The following is a 21,429-nucleotide window of genomic DNA, read 5'->3' as shown; positions in this document are numbered from 1 at the left end:
CTTAATTAATTGAATCTTTCACGTTCGCTGCATCTTTGGCAGCATCCGTAATATCCACAACTGGAATGGTATTAAGTTTCCACTTCCAGCTGTCTGTGGTGGTTGCCACAGGAATCATTTCAATACAGTCAGTCGGACATGGTGCTACACACAAGTCACAACCAGTACATTCTTCTTTGATAACGGTATGAAGGGCCTTGGTGCCACCAACAATGGCATCGACAGGACAAGCCTGAATGCATTTGGTACAGCCAATGCACATGTCTTCATGAATGAACGCGACCGTAGGAACTTTATTATCAAGATCGTGTGCCGACTCTTCTGGCTCTACGCCCATGAGATCGGCTAGCTTTTCTATCGTTGCCTGACCGCCAGGAGGACATTTGTTGATATGGTCACCATTGGCAATCGCCTCTGCATATGGGCGACAGCCTGGATAGCCACATTGACCACACTGGGTTTGAGGCAAAATAGCATCGATCTGATCGACGATAGGATCCGCCTCAACTTTGAAGCGAATAGAAGCAAATCCGAGGATGGCTCCAAAAATCGCAGCAAGCACAGCGAGTGCGATGATCGCAATTAGAATCGTACTCATCGTTTACTTCACCAAACCAGTAAAGCCCATAAAGGCAAGCGACATCAAACCAGCAGTGATCATAGCGATAGAGGCCCCTTTAAAAGGAAGCGGTACATCTGCGGCAGCAATTCGCTCTCGCATAGAGGCAAATAGAATTAATACCATAGAAAAACCAACTGCTGCACCAAAGCCATAAATGATAGATTCGATGAAGTTATGGTTCTCATTGATATTGAGCAGCGCAACACCAAGTACCGCACAGTTAGTGGTAATGAGCGGTAAGAAGATGCCGAGTAGGCGATAGAGTGTCGGGCTGGTTTTGTGCACAACCATCTCTGTGAACTGAACCACAACAGCGATAACCAAGATGAAACTCATGGTTCTTAGATATTCGATACCTAATGGGCGAAGGATGTAGCTTTCTACTAAATATGAACACACCGACGCGAGCGTTAGCACGAAAGTGGTTGCTAAGCCCATACCTATTGCTGTTTCCAGTTTTTTGGACACGCCCATAAACGGACAGAGGCCCAAAAATTTTACCAGTACAAAGTTGTTTACCAGCACAGTGCCGACTAACAACAAAACATATTCGGTCATAGTTTTTACGTTCTTAAAATCCGATCCCAATATTATCGTGTTTTGTGACACCAATAACAACCAGTGAACGATGTGGTTTTATATACACGGTGGAAAAATAGCCGTCTATGTGATTCAGATAGATGAATTTTTATCGAAATAAGAGATTTGGTGAATGATTTGTAAGACAAAAGAGGAGAAGAGGATTGTTGCTAAAGCAGATTTTGACGCATCTTGTCGGAAAGTGACTCAGGAGGCTAGGTGGCCCAAAATTTCGGTCTGAGACATTCACTTGAAACAAATCATTCGTAGCTTGGAAACGAAAAAGCCGCGTCTTACGACACGGCTTTTTCTGAAATTTGGCTCCCCCTGCGGGACTCGAACCTGCGACATACGGATTAACAGTCCGCCGTTCTACCAACTGAACTAAGGGGGAATTGCTTTGCTTGAAAGCGGGGCAAATCTTACCGACCCCAAAATCCACTGTCAACAGGAATAAAATACATTTTTTTGAAAAAATATCACGGTTGGCTCTTTACTTTTTTGTATGGCTTACCAGTAAAGGGCTAGGGTTACTTATCCACTAAATTTGTGGATAAGTGTGTTGATGAAATCTGAGTAAAGTTAATTGATATGCAACACGGTTTATTTTTTCTGCATTTGTAAGCAGGATTATGCACTAATTAGGCAGATAATACAGAGGTTTATTGGTAATCGAGTAGAAATAGTCAAAGTGGATAAAAATTAGACTTTAGGGGATAAGCTTACTTTGTACTGCTTTTTGGGGAAAAGTTGTGGAAATATGATAAATGATATTTGAGAATAATCATTGACTAGGGCGACGTACTATATCAGAGCATGTCAGGTAAGGCTATAGCGAGTTGTACAAAGGCACAAATTTAATAGTAATGGTCGATAATACACCGACAGGCATAGATTTCATTGACTAAGGTGTATATATAGTGTGTATATATACAGTTAGTCCGTAGTAGAGTTAAGGAACGGTATGAGCAAAGTTTATGAGCTGGTCTCTAGTTATCAGCCATCAGGAGATCAACCCGATGCAATTAAGCAATTACTTGATGGGTTAGACTCGGGTTTAGCACATCAGACACTGTTAGGTGTGACAGGTTCAGGTAAGACATTCACATTAGCGAATGTGATCGCTCAAGCGCAACGTCCTGCAATTTTGCTCGCACCTAACAAAACTCTGGCCGCGCAGCTTTATGGAGAGATGAAGTCATTTTTCCCGAATAATGCGGTTGAGTATTTCGTTTCTTACTACGATTACTACCAGCCAGAAGCTTATGTGCCAACCACCGATACGTTTATCGAAAAAGACGCATCTGTTAACGCTCACATTGAACAGATGCGATTATCCGCGACCAAAGCGTTATTAGAGCGTAAAGATGCCATTATCGTCGCCTCGGTCTCTGCCATTTACGGTTTGGGTGATCCTGAGTCTTATCTGCAAATGATGTTGCATTTACGTCGTGGCGATGTGATCGACCAACGTGACATGCTTCGTCGCTTGGCTGAGCTGCAATATTCACGTAACGATGTAGCCTTTGAGCGAGGCCAGTTTCGCGTTCGTGGTGAAGTGATTGATATCTTTCCTGCTGAATCCGATCAAGATGCTGTGCGAGTTGAAATGTTTGATGACGAAGTCGACTGCATCAGCGTGTTTGATCCACTTACCGGAGTCGTTAAACAGCGCGATTTACCGCGTTATACCATCTATCCGAAAACGCATTACGTTACGCCTCGCGATCGCGTCCTGGAAGCGATTGAAAATATCAAAGTGGAACTCGAAGTACGTAAAAAGCAGTTATTGGACAACAATAAGCTGTTGGAAGAACAACGTATCAGTCAGCGCACACAGTTCGATATCGAGATGATGAACGAGCTTGGATTTTGCTCGGGAATCGAAAACTACTCTCGTTACCTCAGTGGTCGCGCTGAGGGAGAGCCGCCACCGACACTTTTTGATTATCTACCCCATGATGGTTTATTGATTATTGACGAGTCACACGTAACCGTCCCACAAATTGGCGCAATGTATAAAGGTGACCGTTCTCGTAAAGAAACGTTGGTGGAATTCGGGTTTCGTTTACCTTCAGCACTGGATAACCGCCCGCTTAAATTTGAAGAGTTTGAGTCGCTTGCGCCGCAGACTATTTTTGTGTCTGCAACACCGGGCAATTATGAACTTGAAAAGTCAGATGGCGATATTGCTGATCAAGTTGTTCGCCCTACGGGATTACTTGATCCTATACTCGAAGTTCGTCCTGTCGCGACGCAGGTCGATGATCTGCTTTCTGAAATTCGTATTCGTGCGGTGAAAGATGAACGAGTCCTCGTTACAACGTTGACCAAACGTATGGCAGAAGATTTGACCGAATATCTGCATGAACACGATGTTCGCGTACGTTATCTTCACTCCGATATTGATACCGTAGAGCGTGTCGAGATTATTCGAGATCTTCGACTAGGCGAGTTTGACGTGCTTGTCGGTATCAACTTATTACGAGAAGGTTTGGATATGCCGGAAGTGTCGCTGGTGGCGATATTGGATGCTGATAAAGAAGGCTTCTTGCGCTCGGAACGCTCACTGATCCAGACTATCGGCCGTGCTGCTCGAAACATCGAAGGTAAGGCCATTTTGTATGCCGACTCTATCACCAAGTCGATGAAGAAAGCGATGGATGAAACCAACCGTCGTCGTGAGAAGCAGCAAGCGTACAATGAAGAAATGGGGATTGTACCGCAGGCATTGACGCGCAATATCAAAGACATCATGGAGCTAGGTGATATCACTAAGTCCAAACGTCAGCGCACTGGCAAACAGGTTCCATTATCCAAAGTCGCGGAGCCATCTCAGTCTTATGAAGTGATGTCGCCACAACAGTTAGAAAAAGAAATCAGCAGACTGGAAGCAGCGATGTACCAGCATGCTCAAGATCTTGAGTTTGAGCTGGCGGCTGAAAAACGTGATGAGATTGAAAAACTGCGTGCTCAGTTTATCGCTAATAGCTGATCTTGACGCTAATAACTGATTAACCTGATATTGCAGGCAAAAAAGAAGCCAATAGGCAGTCGTTTCTATTGGCTTTATTTGCGAACATAATGTTCACTAACAACGTCAGTTGGCTAGGTGACCCGAGGGGTCAGAGTTAAATGAGCATGATTTATGCCAAATTCTTAACTCATTGATCTCTGTTTTTATTGATCTAAATTGCCCCTGATTTGTGTATTGTTATTTGCATAATGCAAAGCGTAATGCGATTATTGTTTAAAAGATTACAAAAAAGCTAGCTAGGTTATGCAACAACAAACTACTAAAGATCCAAAGGCTCGTTATCTGCTAATGGTCGAGGATACTGCGTCGGTTGCGGCGTTGTATCGCTCTTACCTGACGCCACTAGGTATTGACATCAATATTGTCGGTACCGGGCGTGATGCGATCGAAAGTCTGAAACATCGTATTCCCGACCTTATTCTGCTTGATCTTCGTCTGCCTGACATGACGGGTATGGACGTTCTGCATGCAGTGAAACAAAGTCATCCAGACGTTCCTATCATCTTTATGACTGCACACGGCTCTATCGACACTGCGGTAGAAGCAATGCGTCATGGCTCTCAAGACTTTTTGATTAAACCGTGTGAAGCCGACCGCTTGCGTGTCACGGTGAACAACGCGATACGTAAAGCGACCAAGTTAAAAAACGAAGCGGATAATCCCGGTAACCAGAATTATCAGGGTTTCATCGGTAGTAGCCAAACCATGCAACAGGTTTACCGCACCATTGACTCAGCAGCGAGCAGTAAGGCGAGTATTTTCATTACTGGTGAAAGTGGCACGGGTAAAGAGGTGTGTGCCGAAGCTATCCATGCCGCAAGTAAACGAGGTGATAAACCATTTATTGCGATTAACTGTGCAGCGATCCCGAAAGATCTGATTGAAAGTGAGTTGTTTGGTCACGTAAAAGGCGCGTTTACTGGTGCGGCGAATGATCGTCAAGGTGCGGCAGAACTAGCGGATGGCGGTACGCTTTTCCTCGATGAATTGTGTGAAATGGACTTGGACTTACAGACCAAGTTGTTGCGATTTATCCAGACTGGTACCTTCCAGAAAGTCGGCTCCTCAAAAATGAAAAGCGTGGATGTGCGCTTTGTGTGCGCCACCAACCGTGACCCTTGGAAAGAGGTTCAGGAAGGGCGCTTTCGTGAAGACCTATATTACCGCTTATACGTAATACCATTGCATCTTCCACCTTTGCGTGAGCGTGGCGAAGACGTTGTCGAAATTGCTTATTCTTTATTGGGTTATATGTCTCATGAAGAGGGGAAAGGCTTTGTACGCTTTTCGCAAGAAGTGATAGATCGATTTAATAACTATGAATGGCCCGGTAACGTACGTCAGTTACAAAACGTGCTTCGCAATATCGTGGTGTTAAATCACGGTAAAGAAATTACTTTGGATATGCTTCCGCCTCCATTGAATCAACCTTTGGAGCGTAAGACATCAAGCGCCACAGTTGAGTCTCAAGTGATGACAGCCTCGGACATTGTGCCACTGTGGATTACGGAAAAAACGGCGATTGAACGCGCAATTGAAGCGTGCGACGGTAATATTCCTCGAGCGGCAGGGTATCTAGATGTCAGCCCATCGACGATTTACCGTAAGCTACAAGCATGGAACAGCAAGGATGAGCGGCAAAAGGTATGAGCATGAATATACTTAACCAAAAGAAAATAGACGATCTGTCCATGGAGATTGGCAGCGACAATGTACCAGTGTTGCTTGATATTTTTTTAGGTGAAATAGACACTTACATTAGAAACTTGTCTCAGTTCGATGACGCCGATCAACTGGTATATTTGAAAGAAATCAGCCATGCGTTAAAAAGCAGTGCTGCCAGTTTTGGTGCTGATCGTTTGTGTGACTTAGCAATCTCTATTGATAAGAAAGCGAAAGCGGGAGAGTTGGCGGTAGAAGGAGAAGAAGCCACTACCATGATCGACGTTCTGCGCGATACACAAGAGGTTTACCGCTCCTGGAGCCTATAACCGACAAGAAGTGACAGCAAAGTTTAAAAGTAAAGCCCCTCACATTCAGTGAAGGGCTTTACTGTTTCTGGATAAGATTAACTCTGGCTAACAAGTTGATCTTCGATGGCTTTCTTGAGTTTATTACGGTCATGACGCCAGTCGCGATTGCTTGAAGCCAGTGACTCGGTGACCACATTCCATCTATCGAGCACTTCTTGTTCTGCTTTTTCAGCAAGAACGACATCGATTTTTCTGCCTTGCAATGCGCGCTCACACCATTCTAATTTTTGCTCCATGCTCATACGGCCGGCAGGACCATATTCCGGACTCAAGTTCGCGACAAAAATGACTTTGGCGTTTTTATTGTTAGCGATCGCTTTACCTAGCTCTGGCAATAACAGCGGTGGCATGATGCTGGTCAGAAAGCTTCCCGGCCCCAGAACAATGGCATTAGCCTCTGATAATGCTGCCACTGCTTCTTTTGTTGCGGGTACTTCAGGAGAGAGGTCTAAACGGCGAAGGTCAGTCTCCATGTGGTCGACATTGGTTTCTCCGGTGACCCATTTGCCATCGATAGATAGGGCAGACAGATCGGATGGGTGCTCTGACATAGGTAGAATATTCACATCGACTTTAAGCATATTGCGAATAAGATTGATCGCATCCAATGGACGGACCGAAAGGTTGTCCAGAGCGGTGAGCATTAAATTACCTAAATTGTGACCGTCAAGTTCGCCACTGCCCTTGAAGCGATACTCGAACATCATTGAACTGATAGATGGTTCAGTGATCAACTGGTTGATGCAGTTGCGCATATCACCCCAAGCGATACCACCCTGACAATGACGAATTCGGCCAGTGGAGCCACCATTATCAGTGGTAGCGACGATGCCCGTCGCGTTGCCACGAAAATCGCTCAGTGCTGCTAACATTCTACCTAAACCATGGCCACCGCCAACTGCGACTACTTTGTTATCCGTATAGATACTCATACGTTACATTCTTCTAATAAAATTCGTAAAAACGGCTACAATTTAACGTAATGAGTGCTCTAACGGTACTCACTTAGCGGTAAATTGTGTGACTTGAGATATTTTTTAGTGCTCAAGTCTGGATTCCCTTATAAATATTCAGTATTTTACACAGCAAAGCTATCAGAGTTTTACTTTCTCTGGTTGCCATAACTCCGAGCTCACAACACTAAGTTCGATTAAGGATAGGTGTTCTGAGCCAGTGGCATACTGCCACAAGGGCTTGGTTGGAAATGACCACGCCTCCCGTGTTTGGAAAGGTGTTCCGTGGCGCAACAATTCGAAGACAAATTTCATCGTAAATTCTATTACTTACGTCTGTCTGTAACTGACGTTTGTAATTTCAAATGTACCTATTGCCTGCCTGATGGTTATAAACCTTCGGGCAAAAAAAACTCGTCTTTTTTATCGCTACCTGAAATTAAGCGGGTAGTCACCGCGTTTGCAGATTGCGGTACTTCAAAAGTCCGCATTACTGGCGGTGAGCCAAGTTTACGTAAAGACTTTACTGACATCATCCATGCTGTCGCAACGACACCTGGTATTGAGAAAGTCGCGACAACGACAAATGGCTATCGCATGGCTAAACAGGTTGCAGACTGGCGCGAAGCTGGCCTCACGCACATCAATGTGAGTGTGGATAGCCTTGACCCACGCATGTTCCATCAAATCACAGGTGAGAATAAGTTCACCGAAGTGATGAATGGTATCGAGCGTGCGTTTGAAGTCGGCTATGAACAAGTGAAAGTGAACGTGGTGTTGATGAAAGATCTCAACCATCACGAGCTACCTGCCTTCCTCAACTGGATCAAAGATAGACCAATTCAATTGCGTTTTATTGAACTGATGCAGACGGGTGAAATGGATGACTTGTTTAATAAGCACCACGTTTCTGGTGTCGCGATCCGTAATCAGCTCATTGCTAATGGATGGTTACTGAAAGTCCGTTCTCACAATGATGGTCCTGCTCAGGTATTTGTTCACCCGGATTACAAGGGTGAAATTGGGCTAATTATGCCTTATGAGAAGGACTTTTGTGAGAGCTGTAACCGGCTTCGTGTTTCTGCCATGGGTAAGCTGCATCTATGTTTGTTTGGCGAGCATGGCATTGACTTACGTGACCTTCTGCAAGGTGATGAACAAGAGAATGAGTTAATTGAGCGTATTCAAGCTCAGCTGCAGACTAAGTCTGTCAGTCACTTCTTGCATGATGGCAACACTGGGATGACGCCTCATCTCGCGTCCATTGGCGGCTAACATCACACAACTTTTATAGAGGAAGCTCGCGGGCTTTCTCGATGATATTTCCTGAATCGATATAACGAATCCAAGCTAACTTTAGAGAATAGGTGAACTAATGGGTCACGCTGAAAGCAAATTTCAACCTGCAAATATTGCCGTTCTAACGGTATCTGACACTCGTACTGAAGAAAATGATACATCAGGTCGCTACCTTGTAGAACATGCCCAGGAAGCCGGTCACAATGTCGTTGATAAGCAAATCGTCATTGATGATATGTATAAGATTCGAGCGATTGTTTCTCAATGGATTGCCGACGAAAACGTACAAGCGGTCATGATCACCGGTGGTACAGGTTTTACTTCTCGTGACAGCACTCCAGAAGCACTTAAGCCGCTTTTTGATAAAGAAGTGGAAGGCTTTGGCGAGTTATTCCGTATGGTTTCTTATGAAGAGATTGGCACATCGACTATCCAGTCACGTGCAATTGCTGGTTTTGCTAACCATACCGTCATCTTTGCTATGCCAGGGTCTACTGGTGCATGCCGCACTGGTTGGACGAAAATAATCAAGCAGCAGATGGACGCAAGTCACCGCCCTTGTAACTTTATGCCACACCTATCTGTATAACCTTTTCTACTAAGTGAAGGAAAAGCAATGACCCAATTTACACACATTAATGCATCCGGCGAAGCTAACATGGTCGATGTTTCAGCGAAAACGGAAACGGTCCGTGAAGCAAGAGCAGAAGCATTTGTGCACATGGCACCAGAAACACTCGAGTTGATTGTCTCTGGCCAACATCATAAAGGCGATGTGTTTGCTACCGCACGTATAGCAGGTATTCAAGCCGCGAAAAAAACCTGGGATCTGATTCCGCTTTGTCATCCGCTTTTACTGTCTAAAGTTGAAGTTCAGTTAGAAGCGATTGAATCGGAGAGCAAGGTTCGTATCGAGTCTGTTTGTAAACTTGCAGGTAAAACAGGCGTAGAGATGGAAGCGTTAACGGCGGCTTCTGTTGCAGCGTTGACTATTTATGACATGTGTAAAGCGGTGCAAAAAGATATGGTCATTGGTCAGGTTCGTCTTCTTGAGAAGACGGGCGGAAAGTCAGGACACTTCAAGGCAGAATCATGATTAAAGTACTTTTCTTCGCTCAGACACGTGAGTTGGTGGGAATCGACAGTGTTGATTTAGAAGGGCAGTTTGAAACGGTAGAAGCGGTTCGTGCTCATTTGGTCGAAAAGGGCACGGAAAAAGACGGCAAGTGGGACTTAGCTCTCGAGCCCGGAAAGCTACTTGCAGCAGTTAACCAGTCTATTGTGCCGTTAGATACTGAAGTGAAAGCGGGAGACGAAGTGGCATTCTTCCCGCCAGTGACTGGAGGTTAAGATGGATCCTCGTGTTTCTGTACAGGCTGAAGATTTTTCTGTCGATCAAGAATACCAAGGTTTGTCCGAAGGAACGTCTTCTGGTGCCGTCGTGACATTTATTGGTAAAGTGCGCGATATGAACTTAGGCGATAACGTTGTTGGTCTGCATCTAGAACATTATCCTGGTATGACAGAAAAGAGCCTTATCGACATTTGTAATCAAGCTGAAGATCGTTGGCCATTACTTGGTGTGCGTGTTATCCACCGTATTGGTGATTTGGATATCGGTGATCAAATTGTTTTTGTTGGTGTTTCTAGCGCTCATCGAGGTGCGGCATTTGAAGCGTGCGAATTCATTATGGATTATCTAAAAACGAAAGCACCATTTTGGAAAAAAGAACGCACAACGACTGAAAATCGCTGGATCGAATCAAGAGACACTGATCACAAAGCTGCACAGCGTTGGCAAAAGTAGAGTAGAAAGTATTTCTCGCACAATGAAAGTTAAAAGCTAAGCATTACAGGTGCTTAGCTTTTTTTATATTTACCTTTTTATATATAAAGGTTGTACATTTATTGCCCACATAAAACGCAAGCTATTCGTCTCTATTACTCCATAAATTTGCACAATATCGGATCGCTCTAAACAATACATAAGCAAGCGTTTGCTAAGTTCTTTGTGTCAGAAGTGTTAAGTTTGTGCATATGCTTAGTATATGATGCTGCTAATTGGTTTAAATTTAGATTAATCGAAACTTTAATCTGTTGAGGAGAGATTGAGCTAGCCATTGGACTAGCAAAATGTTTTTAATCAGCTTTTTTTTGCTGGATTTGTGCGACAGATACAGGATTATCGGTCTTTTTGCTACATTTTTATGGCAAATAACTTCAATGATTGCTAATGTGTGCCGCAGTCTTTGTATGGTTTTAGGTTCTTGGTGCTTAGTTTTGGCGCTAAAAAGATCTAAATCACAGCCCGTTTTTGTGAACCTACAAAGAGGTCATGGATGCTAACAAAAAAATTTGGAGTTTTACGCATGTATAAGAATAAAATCACGCGCGCTTTATTCATTGGCGCTGGTCTTTCTCTAGCTCTTGCTGGTTGTGGTGGTGATAAGCCAGAAGAGAAGCAAGCAGCTCAGCCTGCTCCTGCTCCTGCACCAGCCCCTGCCTCTGAAGCGAAATCTGATTCTTCGGAGCCAAAACTTGCTGCGGTTCAAGAATTAGTGCGTGGTAACGGTACAGAAGTAGCGACAATCGACCCACACAAATCACAAGGTGTTCCTGAATCTCACGTGATTCGCGATCTACTTGAAGGCCTTGTAAACCAAGATGCAGATGGTAATACCATCCCTGGTGTTGCTGAATCTTGGGAAACTGCAGACAACAAAACATTCACTTTCCACCTACGCAAAGACGCAAAATGGTCTAACGGCGATCCTGTTACGGCCGGCGATTTCGTCTACAGCTTCCAGCGTGCAGTCGATCCTGCAACCGCTTCTCCATACGCTTGGTACATGGAATACACCAAGATGAAGAATGCGAAAGACATCGTTGCTGGTAAAAAAGATAAAAGCGAGCTAGGTGTGAAAGCGGTTGACGACCAGACGTTGGTTGTTGAGCTTGATACTGCAGTACCGTACTTCGTCATGATGATGGGCCACACAACGGTTAAGCCAGTTCACCAAGCGACTGTTGAAAAATTCGGTGATCAGTGGACCAAACCAGAGAACTTTGTAGGTAACGGCGCATATGTTGTTGATAACTGGGTTGTAAACGAACGTTTAGTATTGAAGCGTAACGAGCAATACTGGGACAACGAACACACGACTTTGGATAAAGTTACTTTCCTACCTATCGAAAACCAGGTAGCGGAAATGAACCGTTTCCTAGCAGGTGAAATCGACTTTACCAATGAACTGCCAACTGAGCACTTCAAGCGTCTGCAAAAAGAACATCCAGAAGAAGTTTCTGTAACGGGTAACCTATGTACCTACTACTACATCTTCAACACTAAGAAAGAACCGTTTGATGATGTTCGTGTTCGTAAAGCGATCTCGTACGCAATTGACCGTAACATCGTAACGGATGCGATCCTAGCTCAAGGTCAAAAGCCAGCTTACTTCCTAACGCCTGAAATCACAGCAGGCTTCAACCCTGAAACTCCAGCTTACGGCAAGATGACTCAGGCAGAACGTGATGCAGAAGCTGCACGTCTTCTAGAAGAAGCTGGTTACGGCAAAGATAACCCACTGAAATTTAATCTTCTTTACAATACTTCAGAGAACCACAAGAAAATTGCGGTTGCTCTAGGTTCAATGTGGAAGAAGACTCTGGGTCTTGACGTCACTCTAGAAAACCAAGAGTGGAAAACTTACCTATCTTCTAAAGATGCGGGTGACTTCGAAGTGGCTCGTGCAGGTTGGTGTGGTGACTACAACGAAGCTTCATCATTCCTGACGCTAATGATGAGTAACAACACCACTGGTGGTATTCACTACGATAGCAAAGAGTACGACGAGATCATGAACAAAGCATTTGCTTCTACATCAGATGAACAGCGCCAAGCACTATACTTGGAAGCTGAGAAGTTGATGGCGAAGGATATGCCAATTGCACCTATCTACCAGTACGTGAAATCACGTCTACTGTCTCCTAAAGTTGGTGGCTTCCCAGCTAACAACGCAGAAGAAAAGATCTACTCAAAAGACCTATACATTACTGAGTAAATCTTAATCAGATAGAATTATAAAAAATTAGGCACTGCATGTGAGAGATCGCATGCAGCGCCTATGTTGTGTCCAAAATTTGGACATTTGGTTTTCATTTACACTGTCACAGACTGAAAGAGTGAGTTTATGCTTAAATTCATCGCAAAAAGGATATTTGAGGCGATCCCAACAATGTTGGTTTTGATCACCGTATCTTTCTTTCTCATGCGTTTTGCTCCGGGAAATCCATTCTCGACAGAGCGTCCATTACCACCAGAAGTTATGGCTAACATCGAAGCTAAATATGGCCTAGATAAGCCTGTATTCGAGCAATACACGACTTACTTGTTTAACGTTATCCAAGGTGACTTCGGACCGTCATTTAAGTATCTGGATTACTCAGTTAATGAATTGATTTCTGTTGCGTTACCTGTATCTGCAAAAGTGGGTTTCATTGCCTTCATTTTCACCCTGATAATGGGGGTGACGGTTGGCACAATAGCCGCTTTAAAACAGAATACCTGGGTCGATTACACGATTATGTCAACGGCGATGATAGGCGTTGTCATGCCATCATTCGTATTGGCTCCGGCACTGATCTACCTATTCTCTCTTCACTGGCATTTTTTCCCTGCGGGTGGCTGGCAAGATGGCGGCTTGAAGTACCTCGTACTTCCAGTAATTGGTATGTCATTGCTTTACGTTGCAACATTCGCACGTATTACTCGTGGCTCGATGATTGAAACATTAAACAGTAACTTTATTCGTACCGCACGCGCGAAAGGTCTAAGTTACCGTTACATCATTCTTAAACACGCGCTTAAGCCAGCACTTCTCCCTGTCGTTTCTTACATGGGTCCTGCTTTCGTAGGTATCATTACCGGTTCTGTTGTTATCGAAACCATTTTTGGTCTACCAGGCATTGGTAAGCTTTTCGTTAACGCTGCATTTAACCGTGACTACTCGCTAGTAATGGGTGTAACTATTCTGATTGGTTTCCTATTTATCTTATTCAACGCGATTGTCGATATCCTACTAGCAATGATTGACCCGAAAATTCGCTACTAACAGGGAAGTTTGGTTATGTTAACGAAAAAAGAAAACCTAGAAGCGATTGAAAAATTCTCTGAGAACTTAGAGATTGAAGGTCGCAGTCTTTGGCAGGATGCTCGAATTCGCTTTATGCGTAACAAAGCAGCAATGGTGAGTTTATTTATCCTGGCTCTAATGACGTTGGCGGTGATTGTTCTGCCAATGATCGCACCTTATGCATTTGATGATACAGATTGGTACGCAATGCACGTTGCACCTAACGCTGACCACTGGTTTGGTACTGACAGCTTAGGTCGCGACTTGTACGTTCGTACGCTGATTGGTGGCCGAATCTCCCTAATGGTAGGGGTTATGGGTGCATTCGTAGCAGTTTTGATTGGTACGCTTTACGGCGCAGCATCTGGCTTCATTGGCGGTAAAGTTGACCGTATCATGATGCGTATCCTTGAGATCCTATACGCGGTACCGTTTATGTTCCTAGTTATCGTACTAGTAACCTTCTTCGGCCGTAACATTATTCTTATCTTCGTAGCGATCGGTGCAATCGCATGGCTGGATATGGCACGTATCGTACGTGGTCAAACGCTTAGCCTACGTAGTAAAGAGTTCATCGAAGCGGCACACGTTTGTGGTGTAAGTAACTGGAAGATCATTACTCGCCATATCGTACCGAACGTACTTGGTATCGTAGCAGTTTACTCAACGCTGCTTATCCCTAGCATGATTCTGACTGAATCATTCCTATCGTTCCTTGGTCTTGGTGTTCAGGAACCAATGACAAGTTGGGGCGCACTTCTACAAGAAGGTGCACAGACAATGGAAGTAGCAATCTGGCAGCTGGCATTCCCAGCCGCGTTCATGGTTGTGACTCTGTTCTGCTTCAACTACGTTGGCGACGGTCTGCGCGATGCGCTGGATCCTAAAGACAGATAATTACAGATAGATTAAGGAAGCAACGATGAGCTTATTAGATGTCAAAGATCTGCGCGTCGAGTTTACCACTCAAGATGGTATCGTAACCGCAGTAAATGATTTGAACTTTTCTCTTAACCAGGGTGAAACCTTAGGTATCGTAGGTGAGTCAGGTTCAGGTAAATCTCAAACCGTATTCGCAATCATGGGTCTACTGGCTAAAAACGGTATCATTTCTGGTAGCGCAAAGTTTGAAGGCAAAGAGATCCTGAACCTGCCTGAAAAAGAACTTAACAAAGTTCGAGCAGAGCAGATCGCGATGATCTTCCAAGACCCAATGACGTCACTAAACCCTTATATGAAGGTGAGTGATCAGCTGATGGAAGTATTGATGCTTCACAAAGGCATGGGTAAAGCGGAAGCATTTGAAGAATCGGTACGTATGCTTGAAGCGGTGAAAATTCCAGAAGCCCGCAAGCGTATTACCATGTATCCGCACGAGTTTTCAGGCGGTATGCGTCAGCGTGTAATGATCGCAATGGCGCTGTTATGTCGTCCTAAACTGTTGATTGCTGATGAACCGACAACGGCACTAGACGTAACCGTTCAGGCGCAGATCATGGATCTGCTTAACGAACTGAAAGACGAGTTTAATACCGCAATCATCATGATCACGCACGATCTGGGTGTTGTTGCGGGTTCTTGTGACAAAGTATTGGTTATGTACGCTGGCCGTACAATGGAATACGGAACAGTTGATGAAATCTTCTACAATCCGAGCCACCCATACGCAGAAGGCCTGCTGAAGGCGATTCCTCGTTTAGATACTGAAGGTGAGATCCTGCCAACTATTCCGGGCAACCCACCAAACTTACTTCGCCTACCACCTGGCTGTCCTTATCAGGAACGTTGCCACCGTGTAATGGACCGTTGTAAGCAAGAAGCGCCAATTCTGACACCGTTTGGTGATGGTCGTCAGCGCGCATGTTTTTCGCAGTGGGAGGCTTGGAAAAAATGAGTGTAGATAAATCATTACTACTCGATGTTAAAGAACTTAAAGTTCACTTTAGCATTGCAGCAAAATCAGCATGGCCTTGGTCTAAGCCTTCAAACCTAAAAGCAGTCGATGGTGTTAATGTCCGTCTGTACGAAGGTGAAACTCTGGGCGTTGTAGGTGAATCAGGCTGCGGTAAGTCGACGTTTGCGCGCGCTATCATCGGCTTGGTAGAAGCGACTGACGGCGAAGTGGTGTGGTTAGGTCAAGACCTGACTAAGATGAAAGATGTTCAGCGCCGTGAAACGCGTAAAGAAATCCAAATGATTTTCCAGGATCCTTTGGCTTCTCTGAACCCGCGTATGACGGTTGGTGACATCATTGCTGAGCCGCTAGAAACCTTTTATCCAGAGCTTTCAAAGCAAGAGATCAAAGATCGTGTTAAAGAGATGATGGCGAAAGTAGGTCTGCTACCAAACGTGATCAACCGCTATCCGCACGAGTTCTCTGGTGGCCAGTGTCAGCGTATTGGTATCGCACGTGCGCTTATCCTTAAGCCAAAAATGATCATCTGTGACGAACCTGTATCAGCACTGGATGTATCGATACAGGCTCAGGTTGTGAACTTGCTTAAAGAGCTTCAGAAAGAGCTTGGTTTATCTTTGGTATTCATTGCACACGATCTGTCTGTGGTAAAACATATCTCTGACCGTGTTCTGGTTATGTATTTGGGTAACGCCGTAGAGCTTGGAGAAGCTGACGCACTATTTGCTGATCCTAAACACCCATACACGCGTGCATTGATGTCGGCTGTACCAATTCCAGATCCGAATATCGAACGTCAAAAGAAAATCCAAATGCTGGAAGGTGATCTTCCTTCGCCAATCAACCCACCATCGGGTTGTGTCTTCCGTACTCGTTGCCCACAGGCCACGGAAGAATGTGCGAAGACAAAACCGACGATTCAAGGTAACGATGTTCATGCGGTATCTTGTTTACACGTTCAAGTGTAGGTCATTCAGCCTGTGACGGGCTTAAGCGCGGCTCTTTAATTAGGGGCGCGCTTTTTTTATGTCTAACCGAGCACTTATTCAAATTTCTTGAACGTCATGTCCGAAGCCCGGTTGTTTTCTGTTCGTCACGAATCGCTAATATAGAGGAAAATAGAACGAGAGGAGAACGAAGATGGGTAAATTGGTCGAAGGTGTTTGGCATGACGTCTGGTACGATACGAAATCAAGCGGCGGTAAATTTGTCCGCGAAGACGCAGGTTTTCGTAATTGGATCAAGAATGAGCCGGATGCAGAATTCCAGCCAGAATCTGGTCGTTACCATTTGTATGTTTCTCTTGCTTGCCCCTGGGCGCACCGAACTCTTATTTTCCGAAAACTCAAAGGGCTAGAACAGCATATTGATGTCACGGTTGTTTGTCCGGACATGCTTAGCCAAGGCTGGCAGATGGGCTTACCTGAGCCATTGTTTGGCCATACGCGTATGCATCAAATTTATACCCAAGCTAAGCCAGACTATAGTGGGCGTGTGACCGTTCCTGTCTTATGGGATAAAAAAACCAATACGATCGTATCCAATGAATCTTCTGAGATTATCCGTATGTTCAACTCAGCATTTAATGGGTTAACGGGTAACGAAGATGATTACTACCCTGAATATTTGCAAGCCTCTATTGATGAGTGGAATGATTTTATCTATCCGAATGTGAATAATGGGGTTTATCGTTGTGGTTTTGCGACAACTCAGGAAGCGTATGAAGAAGCTTTTGATTCACTGTTTTCTGCGTTAGATAAAATTGATACGCATCTGGCGACACATCGTTATTTAACAGGCAATCAGATCACCGAGGCAGACTGGCGTCTGTTTACTACATTAGTACGTTTTGATGCTGTGTATGTTGGCCACTTTAAATGTAATAAAAAGCGCATTGCGGATTACACCAATATTCAGGGCTACTTAAAAGAACTCTATCAAGTAGATGGTGTGGCAGAGACAACGGATTTCTACCACATTAAACGTCATTACTATTTCAGTCATACAGGAATCAACCCAACACAGGTTGTACCAAAAGGCCCGGACTTAGATTTAGAGTCGCCTCACGGTCGTGAACCACTTTCAAATTAGCTCTTCTTATAAAGCGTCATTTTCTATGGCGCTTTGTTATCTCCTTACTAAAGCGATATGCATTAATACGCTGTTTTATCGGTTATTTCCCCAAGCATCACAGATTATTCCAGTACATGACATAAACTAATGATATAGAACCGATCTTTTAGCGAGGTGAGGTATGGATATCAACGAGTTTGCATCTGGCGAGCATCAAATCTGGAATTTGCTGATTGCTCTTCTGTTAGGGTCGATAATTGGCATTCAGCGCGGATGGGTGAAGCGCAATAGTGTTGAAGGCAGCCGGGTCGCAGGTATTCGTACTTATTCTTTGGTCGGCTTGCTTGGTGGTCTGGTTGCAATTCTCGCTTCCCACTATTCCCCGTTACTGCTTGGCTTTGCCCTGATCGCGCTGGTGATTTTGGCTTGCATCGCGTTTTTTGTTAAGCAAAAGAACAGCGGTGATGTCAGTATCACTGGCTTAGTAAGTCTGCTGGTGACGTTCGTTTTAGGCAGTTTAGCGGTGGCTGGCGAAGCGGTACTTGCTGCATCCGCGGCCGTGATAACCGCTCTGGTTCTGGATAATAAGAGAGAGCTCCACGAGGCGTTGCAAAAGTTACAAGAGTACGAATTAGATGCAGCTCTGCGCTTACTTCTCATTTCTATTGTTTTACTTCCACTCTTACCTGATAAAACTTATGGGCCATGGAAAGCTTTAAACCCTTACGAGATATGGTGGATGGTCGTGTTGATCGCCAGTATTTCTTTTGTTGGCTACTTTGCGATTAAAATTGGCGGCGCGAAGCGGGGGATTTTATTTACGTCCGTTTTTGCTGGCCTCAGTTCTTCAACGGCATTGACTCTACAGTTTTCCCATCTGTCTCGTGAACAGCCTGCAATTAGCCCGCTGCTGGCAAGTGGCATCTTAATAAGTTGTGGAACCATGTTCCCACGGCTCTTGTTCATACTCTCTGTCATTAACCCTCCATTAGTGAAAATGCTTTGGCCAATCGTACTCGCGATGATGGTTGCACTTTACTTACCGGCTTGGTGGATATGGAGACGGTGTGAAATGGAAAAGGTGGAGCAATCAAACAAGCAAACTAATCCTCTTGCTTTGCAGTCCGCTCTCTTTTTTGGTGTTGTACTGGCGGTGATCATGTTGCTCTCACATGCACTCTCAGATTGGTTTGGCGATGCGGGGGTTTTGATGCTCTCAGCAGTGTCAGGTATCACTGATGTGGATGCAATTTCATTGGCTCTTGGTCGGCAAAGTGTCCTGCACTTGAGTGTAACCACCGCGGCGCTGGGTATCCTCATTGCCGCTTCGGTAAATACCATAGTGAAAATGGGAATGGTGGTGGCTTTAGGCGAGAGGAGGTTATGGCACCGAGTCGCGCCAGTGATGATCGGGTGTGTGATTATCGGCGGGGTGATGTTCTTAGCTATTTCGTAACCAGCTCAGTAAACTCGCAACAAAAAAGCCCTCGACGAATCGAGGGCTTTGAATATTCAATCAAGCAGAGAAAAGAATTACTTCTGTTCTTGAGTTGCTTGGATTGCTGTTAGAGCGATTGTGTACACGATGTCGTCTACTAGCGCGCCACGAGACAGGTCGTTTACAGGCTTGCGCATACCTTGCAGCATTGGACCGATAGATACTAGATCTGCTGAACGTTGTACTGCTTTGTAAGTCGTGTTACCAGTGTTTAGGTCTGGGAATACGAATACCGTCGCTTTACCTGCTACTGGAGAGTTTGGTGCTTTAGAAGCCGCAACGTTTTCCATGATAGCCGCGTCGTACTGTAGAGGACCGTCGATGATAAGATCAGGACGTTTCTCTTGAGCTAGTTTCGTAGCTTCACGTACTTTATCAACGTCTGCACCCTTACCAGATTCACCAGTAGAGTAAGAGATCATTGCAACGCGTGGGTCGATACCGAATGCAGCAGCAGAATCTGCTGATTGGATAGCGATTTCAGCAAGCTGTTCAGCCGTTGGATCTGGGTTGATTGCACAGTCACCGTAAACCAGTACTTGATCAGGCAGAAGCATGAAGAATACTGAAGAAACGATAGACGCATTAGGTGCAGTCTTGATGATTTGGAACGGAGGAACGATAGTGTTCGCCGTAGTATGAACAGCACCAGAAACCAGGCCATCAACTTCGTTGTTCTCAAGCATCATTGTGCCCAGGAATACTGAGTCTTGTAGTTTCTCACGAGCTACAACTTCAGTCATACCTTTCGCACCACGTAGCTCAACCAGGCGAGCAACGTAGTTTTCACGGATAGCATCAGCGTCGATGATTTGAACGCCAGCGCCTAGCTCAACACCTTGTTGTGCAGCTACGCGACGGATTTCTGCTGGGTTACCCAGAAGCACACATTCTGCAATGCCGCGCTCAGCACAGATAGCAGCAGCTTTCACTGTACGTGGCTCATCACCTTCAGGAAGAACGATGCGCTTGCCAGCTCTACGAGCAAGTTCAGTTAGCTGGTAACGGAATGCTGGTGGGCTTAGACGACGAGACTTCTGAGTACCTTCAGTCATTGACTCGATCCAGTTACCGTCGATGTGACCAGCAACGTGCTCGTTAATGAATTCGATACGCTCTTTGTCGTCTGCAGGTACTTCAATGCTGAAGCTCTGTAGATTTAGAGAAGTCTGCCAAGTGTTGCCTTGAGCTTTGAAGATAGGTAGGCCTGTTTCGAATGCTGGCTTACATAGACCTTCAATTTCGCGTGGGATGTCGTAACCGCCAGTTAGCAGTACAGCACCGATGTCAACACCGTTCATCGCCGCTAGAGAAGCAGCAACGATTACGTCCGGACGGTCTGCAGAAGTAACAAGTAGAGAACCTGGTTTGAAGTGCTCAATCATGTTTGGCAGAGAACGCGCACAGAACGTGATGCTCTTGATGCGACGAGTGTTGATGTCACCTTTGTTGATGATATCAGCATTCAGGTGTTTCGCCATGTCGATAGCACGAGTCGCAATCAGGTCGATGCTCCATGGCACGCAACCTAGTACACGAATTGGAGAAGTGTTGAAGATCTCCATCACTTTCATTTCGTTTTGCTTCGCGCTGTCTGCATCGTCAAAGATCTCAGACAGGTCAGGGCGAGTACGGCCAGCTTCATCAACAGGTGCGTTTAGCTTGTTGATGATAACACCAGAGATGTTTTTGTTCTTAGTACCGCCGAAGTTAGAACATGCTACTTCGATGCGCTCTTTAAGCTGAGCTGGGTTATCCGTGCCAGGCGTTGCCACGAGAACAATTTCAGCACCAAGTGTTGCTGCGATTTCCGCGTTCACTTGGTTAGCGAATGGGTGCTTACGAGTTGGTACCAGACCTTCAATTAGAGTTACATCTGCATCTTTATTGATTTGGTTGTAACGCTCAACGATGGTTTCTAGCAGCTCATCCATGTTGTCGTTACCGATCAGGCTTTCAGCAACAGACATCGCCATAGGTTCGCCGATCTTCATATCGCTGTTGTGGCCAACGATAGTTGAAGTTAGATCCGGCTGATCGCCGCCACTGCGTGGCTGACAAATAGGTTTGTAGAAAGAAACTTTAACGCCTTTGCGCTCCATAGCGCGAAGAACACCCATGCTTACGCTAGTTAAACCAACACCAGCACTTGCAGGGATAAGCATAATAGTACGAGACATTCGTAGAGTACCTTTGCTATTGGGAGAGATAAAAGCTCAATTCTTATTCCATGATCTTCAAAGAATAGGAGCTGAGCCCCTAAAGAAAGCTCTTTGGAAGAAAAACTG

The 21,429-nt window shown here is 45.0% G+C and carries 19 protein-coding genes, 1 tRNA gene and 1 riboswitch; of the genes, 15 read left to right on the top strand and 5 right to left on the bottom strand.

Annotation, left to right across the window (positions count from 1 at the left end):
• Position 1: 1 nt before the first annotated feature.
• From rsxB to VER99_RS09640, 3 genes are all read right to left on the bottom strand, one after another.
• Positions 2 to 598: an electron transport complex subunit RsxB gene (gene rsxB, locus VER99_RS09650; protein WP_014232538.1), complete on the bottom strand. Its 597-nt coding sequence runs from the start codon at positions 596 to 598 to the stop codon at positions 2 to 4.
• Positions 599 to 601: 3 nt separating this feature from the next.
• Positions 602 to 1,180 carry an electron transport complex subunit RsxA gene (gene rsxA / locus VER99_RS09645; RefSeq protein WP_014232537.1) on the bottom strand — a complete coding sequence of 193 codons (579 nt, stop codon included), beginning with the start codon at positions 1,178 to 1,180 and terminating at the stop codon, positions 602 to 604.
• Positions 1,181 to 1,519: 339 nt separating this feature from the next.
• Positions 1,520 to 1,595: transfer RNA gene (locus tag VER99_RS09640), tRNA-Asn, on the bottom strand.
• Positions 1,596 to 2,165: 570 nt separating this feature from the next.
• Here VER99_RS09640 and uvrB point away from each other — a divergent pair.
• From uvrB to luxU, 3 genes are all read left to right on the top strand, one after another.
• A complete protein-coding gene (uvrB, locus tag VER99_RS09635) occupies positions 2,166 to 4,196 on the top strand; it encodes an excinuclease ABC subunit UvrB (protein WP_014232536.1) in 2,031 nt (676 codons plus the stop codon).
• Positions 4,197 to 4,481: 285 nt separating this feature from the next.
• Positions 4,482 to 5,888 carry a quorum-sensing sigma-54 dependent transcriptional regulator LuxO gene (luxO, locus tag VER99_RS09630; protein WP_014232535.1) on the top strand — a complete coding sequence of 469 codons (1,407 nt, stop codon included), beginning with the start codon at positions 4,482 to 4,484 and terminating at the stop codon, positions 5,886 to 5,888.
• Positions 5,885 to 6,229 (top strand): quorum-sensing phosphorelay protein LuxU, encoded by a 345-nt coding sequence (gene luxU / locus VER99_RS09625; protein ID WP_020335671.1) that lies wholly within the window; start codon positions 5,885 to 5,887, stop codon positions 6,227 to 6,229. The genes luxO and luxU overlap by 4 nt, the downstream gene beginning before the upstream one ends.
• Before the next feature lie 77 nt (positions 6,230 to 6,306).
• Here the strand turns inward: luxU and VER99_RS09620 are convergent, their stop codons facing one another.
• Positions 6,307 to 7,203, bottom strand: a complete 897-nt coding sequence (locus VER99_RS09620) for a YvcK family protein (protein ID WP_020335670.1) — start codon at positions 7,201 to 7,203, stop codon at positions 6,307 to 6,309.
• A 180-nt stretch (positions 7,204 to 7,383) separates the two neighbouring features.
• A riboswitch (molybdenum cofactor riboswitch) is annotated at positions 7,384 to 7,521 on the top strand.
• Here VER99_RS09620 and moaA point away from each other — a divergent pair.
• The 12 genes from moaA to VER99_RS09560 all read left to right on the top strand — a co-directional run bounded on the left by moaA (position 7,510) and on the right by VER99_RS09560 (position 19,099).
• Complete coding sequence (moaA, locus tag VER99_RS09615) at positions 7,510 to 8,499, top strand: GTP 3',8-cyclase MoaA (protein WP_014232532.1); 990 nt, start codon at positions 7,510 to 7,512, stop codon at positions 8,497 to 8,499. It overlaps the preceding riboswitch by 12 nt.
• Before the next feature lie 100 nt (positions 8,500 to 8,599).
• On the top strand, positions 8,600 to 9,112 hold the full coding sequence (gene moaB, locus VER99_RS09610) for a molybdenum cofactor biosynthesis protein B (protein ID WP_014232531.1): 513 nt from the start codon (positions 8,600 to 8,602) through the stop codon (positions 9,110 to 9,112).
• 27 nt (positions 9,113 to 9,139) lie between these two features.
• Positions 9,140 to 9,619 (top strand): cyclic pyranopterin monophosphate synthase MoaC, encoded by a 480-nt coding sequence (gene moaC, locus VER99_RS09605; protein ID WP_014232530.1) that lies wholly within the window; start codon positions 9,140 to 9,142, stop codon positions 9,617 to 9,619.
• Positions 9,616 to 9,873, top strand: a complete 258-nt coding sequence (gene moaD / locus VER99_RS09600) for a molybdopterin synthase sulfur carrier subunit (RefSeq protein ID WP_020335669.1) — start codon at positions 9,616 to 9,618, stop codon at positions 9,871 to 9,873. The genes moaC and moaD overlap by 4 nt, the downstream gene beginning before the upstream one ends.
• Position 9,874: 1 nt before the next feature.
• The gene (gene moaE / locus VER99_RS09595; RefSeq protein WP_020335667.1) at positions 9,875 to 10,330 is read left to right on the top strand and encodes a molybdopterin synthase catalytic subunit MoaE; all 456 of its coding nucleotides are present in this window, start codon (positions 9,875 to 9,877) and stop codon (positions 10,328 to 10,330) included.
• Positions 10,331 to 10,892: 562 nt separating this feature from the next.
• Complete coding sequence (locus tag VER99_RS09590) at positions 10,893 to 12,584, top strand: ABC transporter substrate-binding protein (protein WP_024372818.1); 1,692 nt, start codon at positions 10,893 to 10,895, stop codon at positions 12,582 to 12,584.
• 129 nt (positions 12,585 to 12,713) lie between these two features.
• Positions 12,714 to 13,634, top strand: coding sequence for an oligopeptide ABC transporter permease OppB (gene oppB / locus VER99_RS09585; RefSeq protein ID WP_024372817.1), 921 nt, complete (start codon positions 12,714 to 12,716; stop codon positions 13,632 to 13,634).
• A gap of 15 nt (positions 13,635 to 13,649) precedes the next feature.
• Positions 13,650 to 14,552, top strand: coding sequence for an oligopeptide ABC transporter permease OppC (oppC, locus tag VER99_RS09580; RefSeq protein ID WP_020335663.1), 903 nt, complete (start codon positions 13,650 to 13,652; stop codon positions 14,550 to 14,552).
• Between the two features lie 25 nt (positions 14,553 to 14,577).
• On the top strand, positions 14,578 to 15,549 hold the full coding sequence (oppD, locus tag VER99_RS09575; RefSeq protein ID WP_014232524.1) for an ABC transporter ATP-binding protein: 972 nt from the start codon (positions 14,578 to 14,580) through the stop codon (positions 15,547 to 15,549).
• Positions 15,546 to 16,538 (top strand): murein tripeptide/oligopeptide ABC transporter ATP binding protein OppF, encoded by a 993-nt coding sequence (oppF, locus tag VER99_RS09570; protein WP_014232523.1) that lies wholly within the window; start codon positions 15,546 to 15,548, stop codon positions 16,536 to 16,538. The genes oppD and oppF overlap by 4 nt, the downstream gene beginning before the upstream one ends.
• A gap of 172 nt (positions 16,539 to 16,710) precedes the next feature.
• Positions 16,711 to 17,661 (top strand): glutathione S-transferase family protein, encoded by a 951-nt coding sequence (locus tag VER99_RS09565; protein ID WP_014232522.1) that lies wholly within the window; start codon positions 16,711 to 16,713, stop codon positions 17,659 to 17,661.
• A 163-nt stretch (positions 17,662 to 17,824) separates the two neighbouring features.
• Positions 17,825 to 19,099, top strand: a complete 1,275-nt coding sequence (locus tag VER99_RS09560; RefSeq protein ID WP_020335662.1) for an MgtC/SapB family protein — start codon at positions 17,825 to 17,827, stop codon at positions 19,097 to 19,099.
• 77 nt (positions 19,100 to 19,176) lie between these two features.
• Here VER99_RS09560 and pta read toward each other — a convergent pair whose 3' ends face one another.
• Entirely contained in the window at positions 19,177 to 21,321 is a 2,145-nt protein-coding gene (gene pta, locus VER99_RS09555) for a phosphate acetyltransferase (RefSeq protein ID WP_014232520.1), read from the bottom strand.
• Positions 21,322 to 21,429: the final 108 nt, after the last annotated feature.

The sequence above is a fragment of the Vibrio natriegens NBRC 15636 = ATCC 14048 = DSM 759 genome, from assembly GCF_035621455.1.
Classification (GTDB): domain Bacteria; phylum Pseudomonadota; class Gammaproteobacteria; order Enterobacterales; family Vibrionaceae; genus Vibrio; species Vibrio natriegens.
The sequence above is the reverse complement of the archived record's forward strand: the minus strand, read 5'-3'. Positions and strand labels throughout refer to the sequence as shown.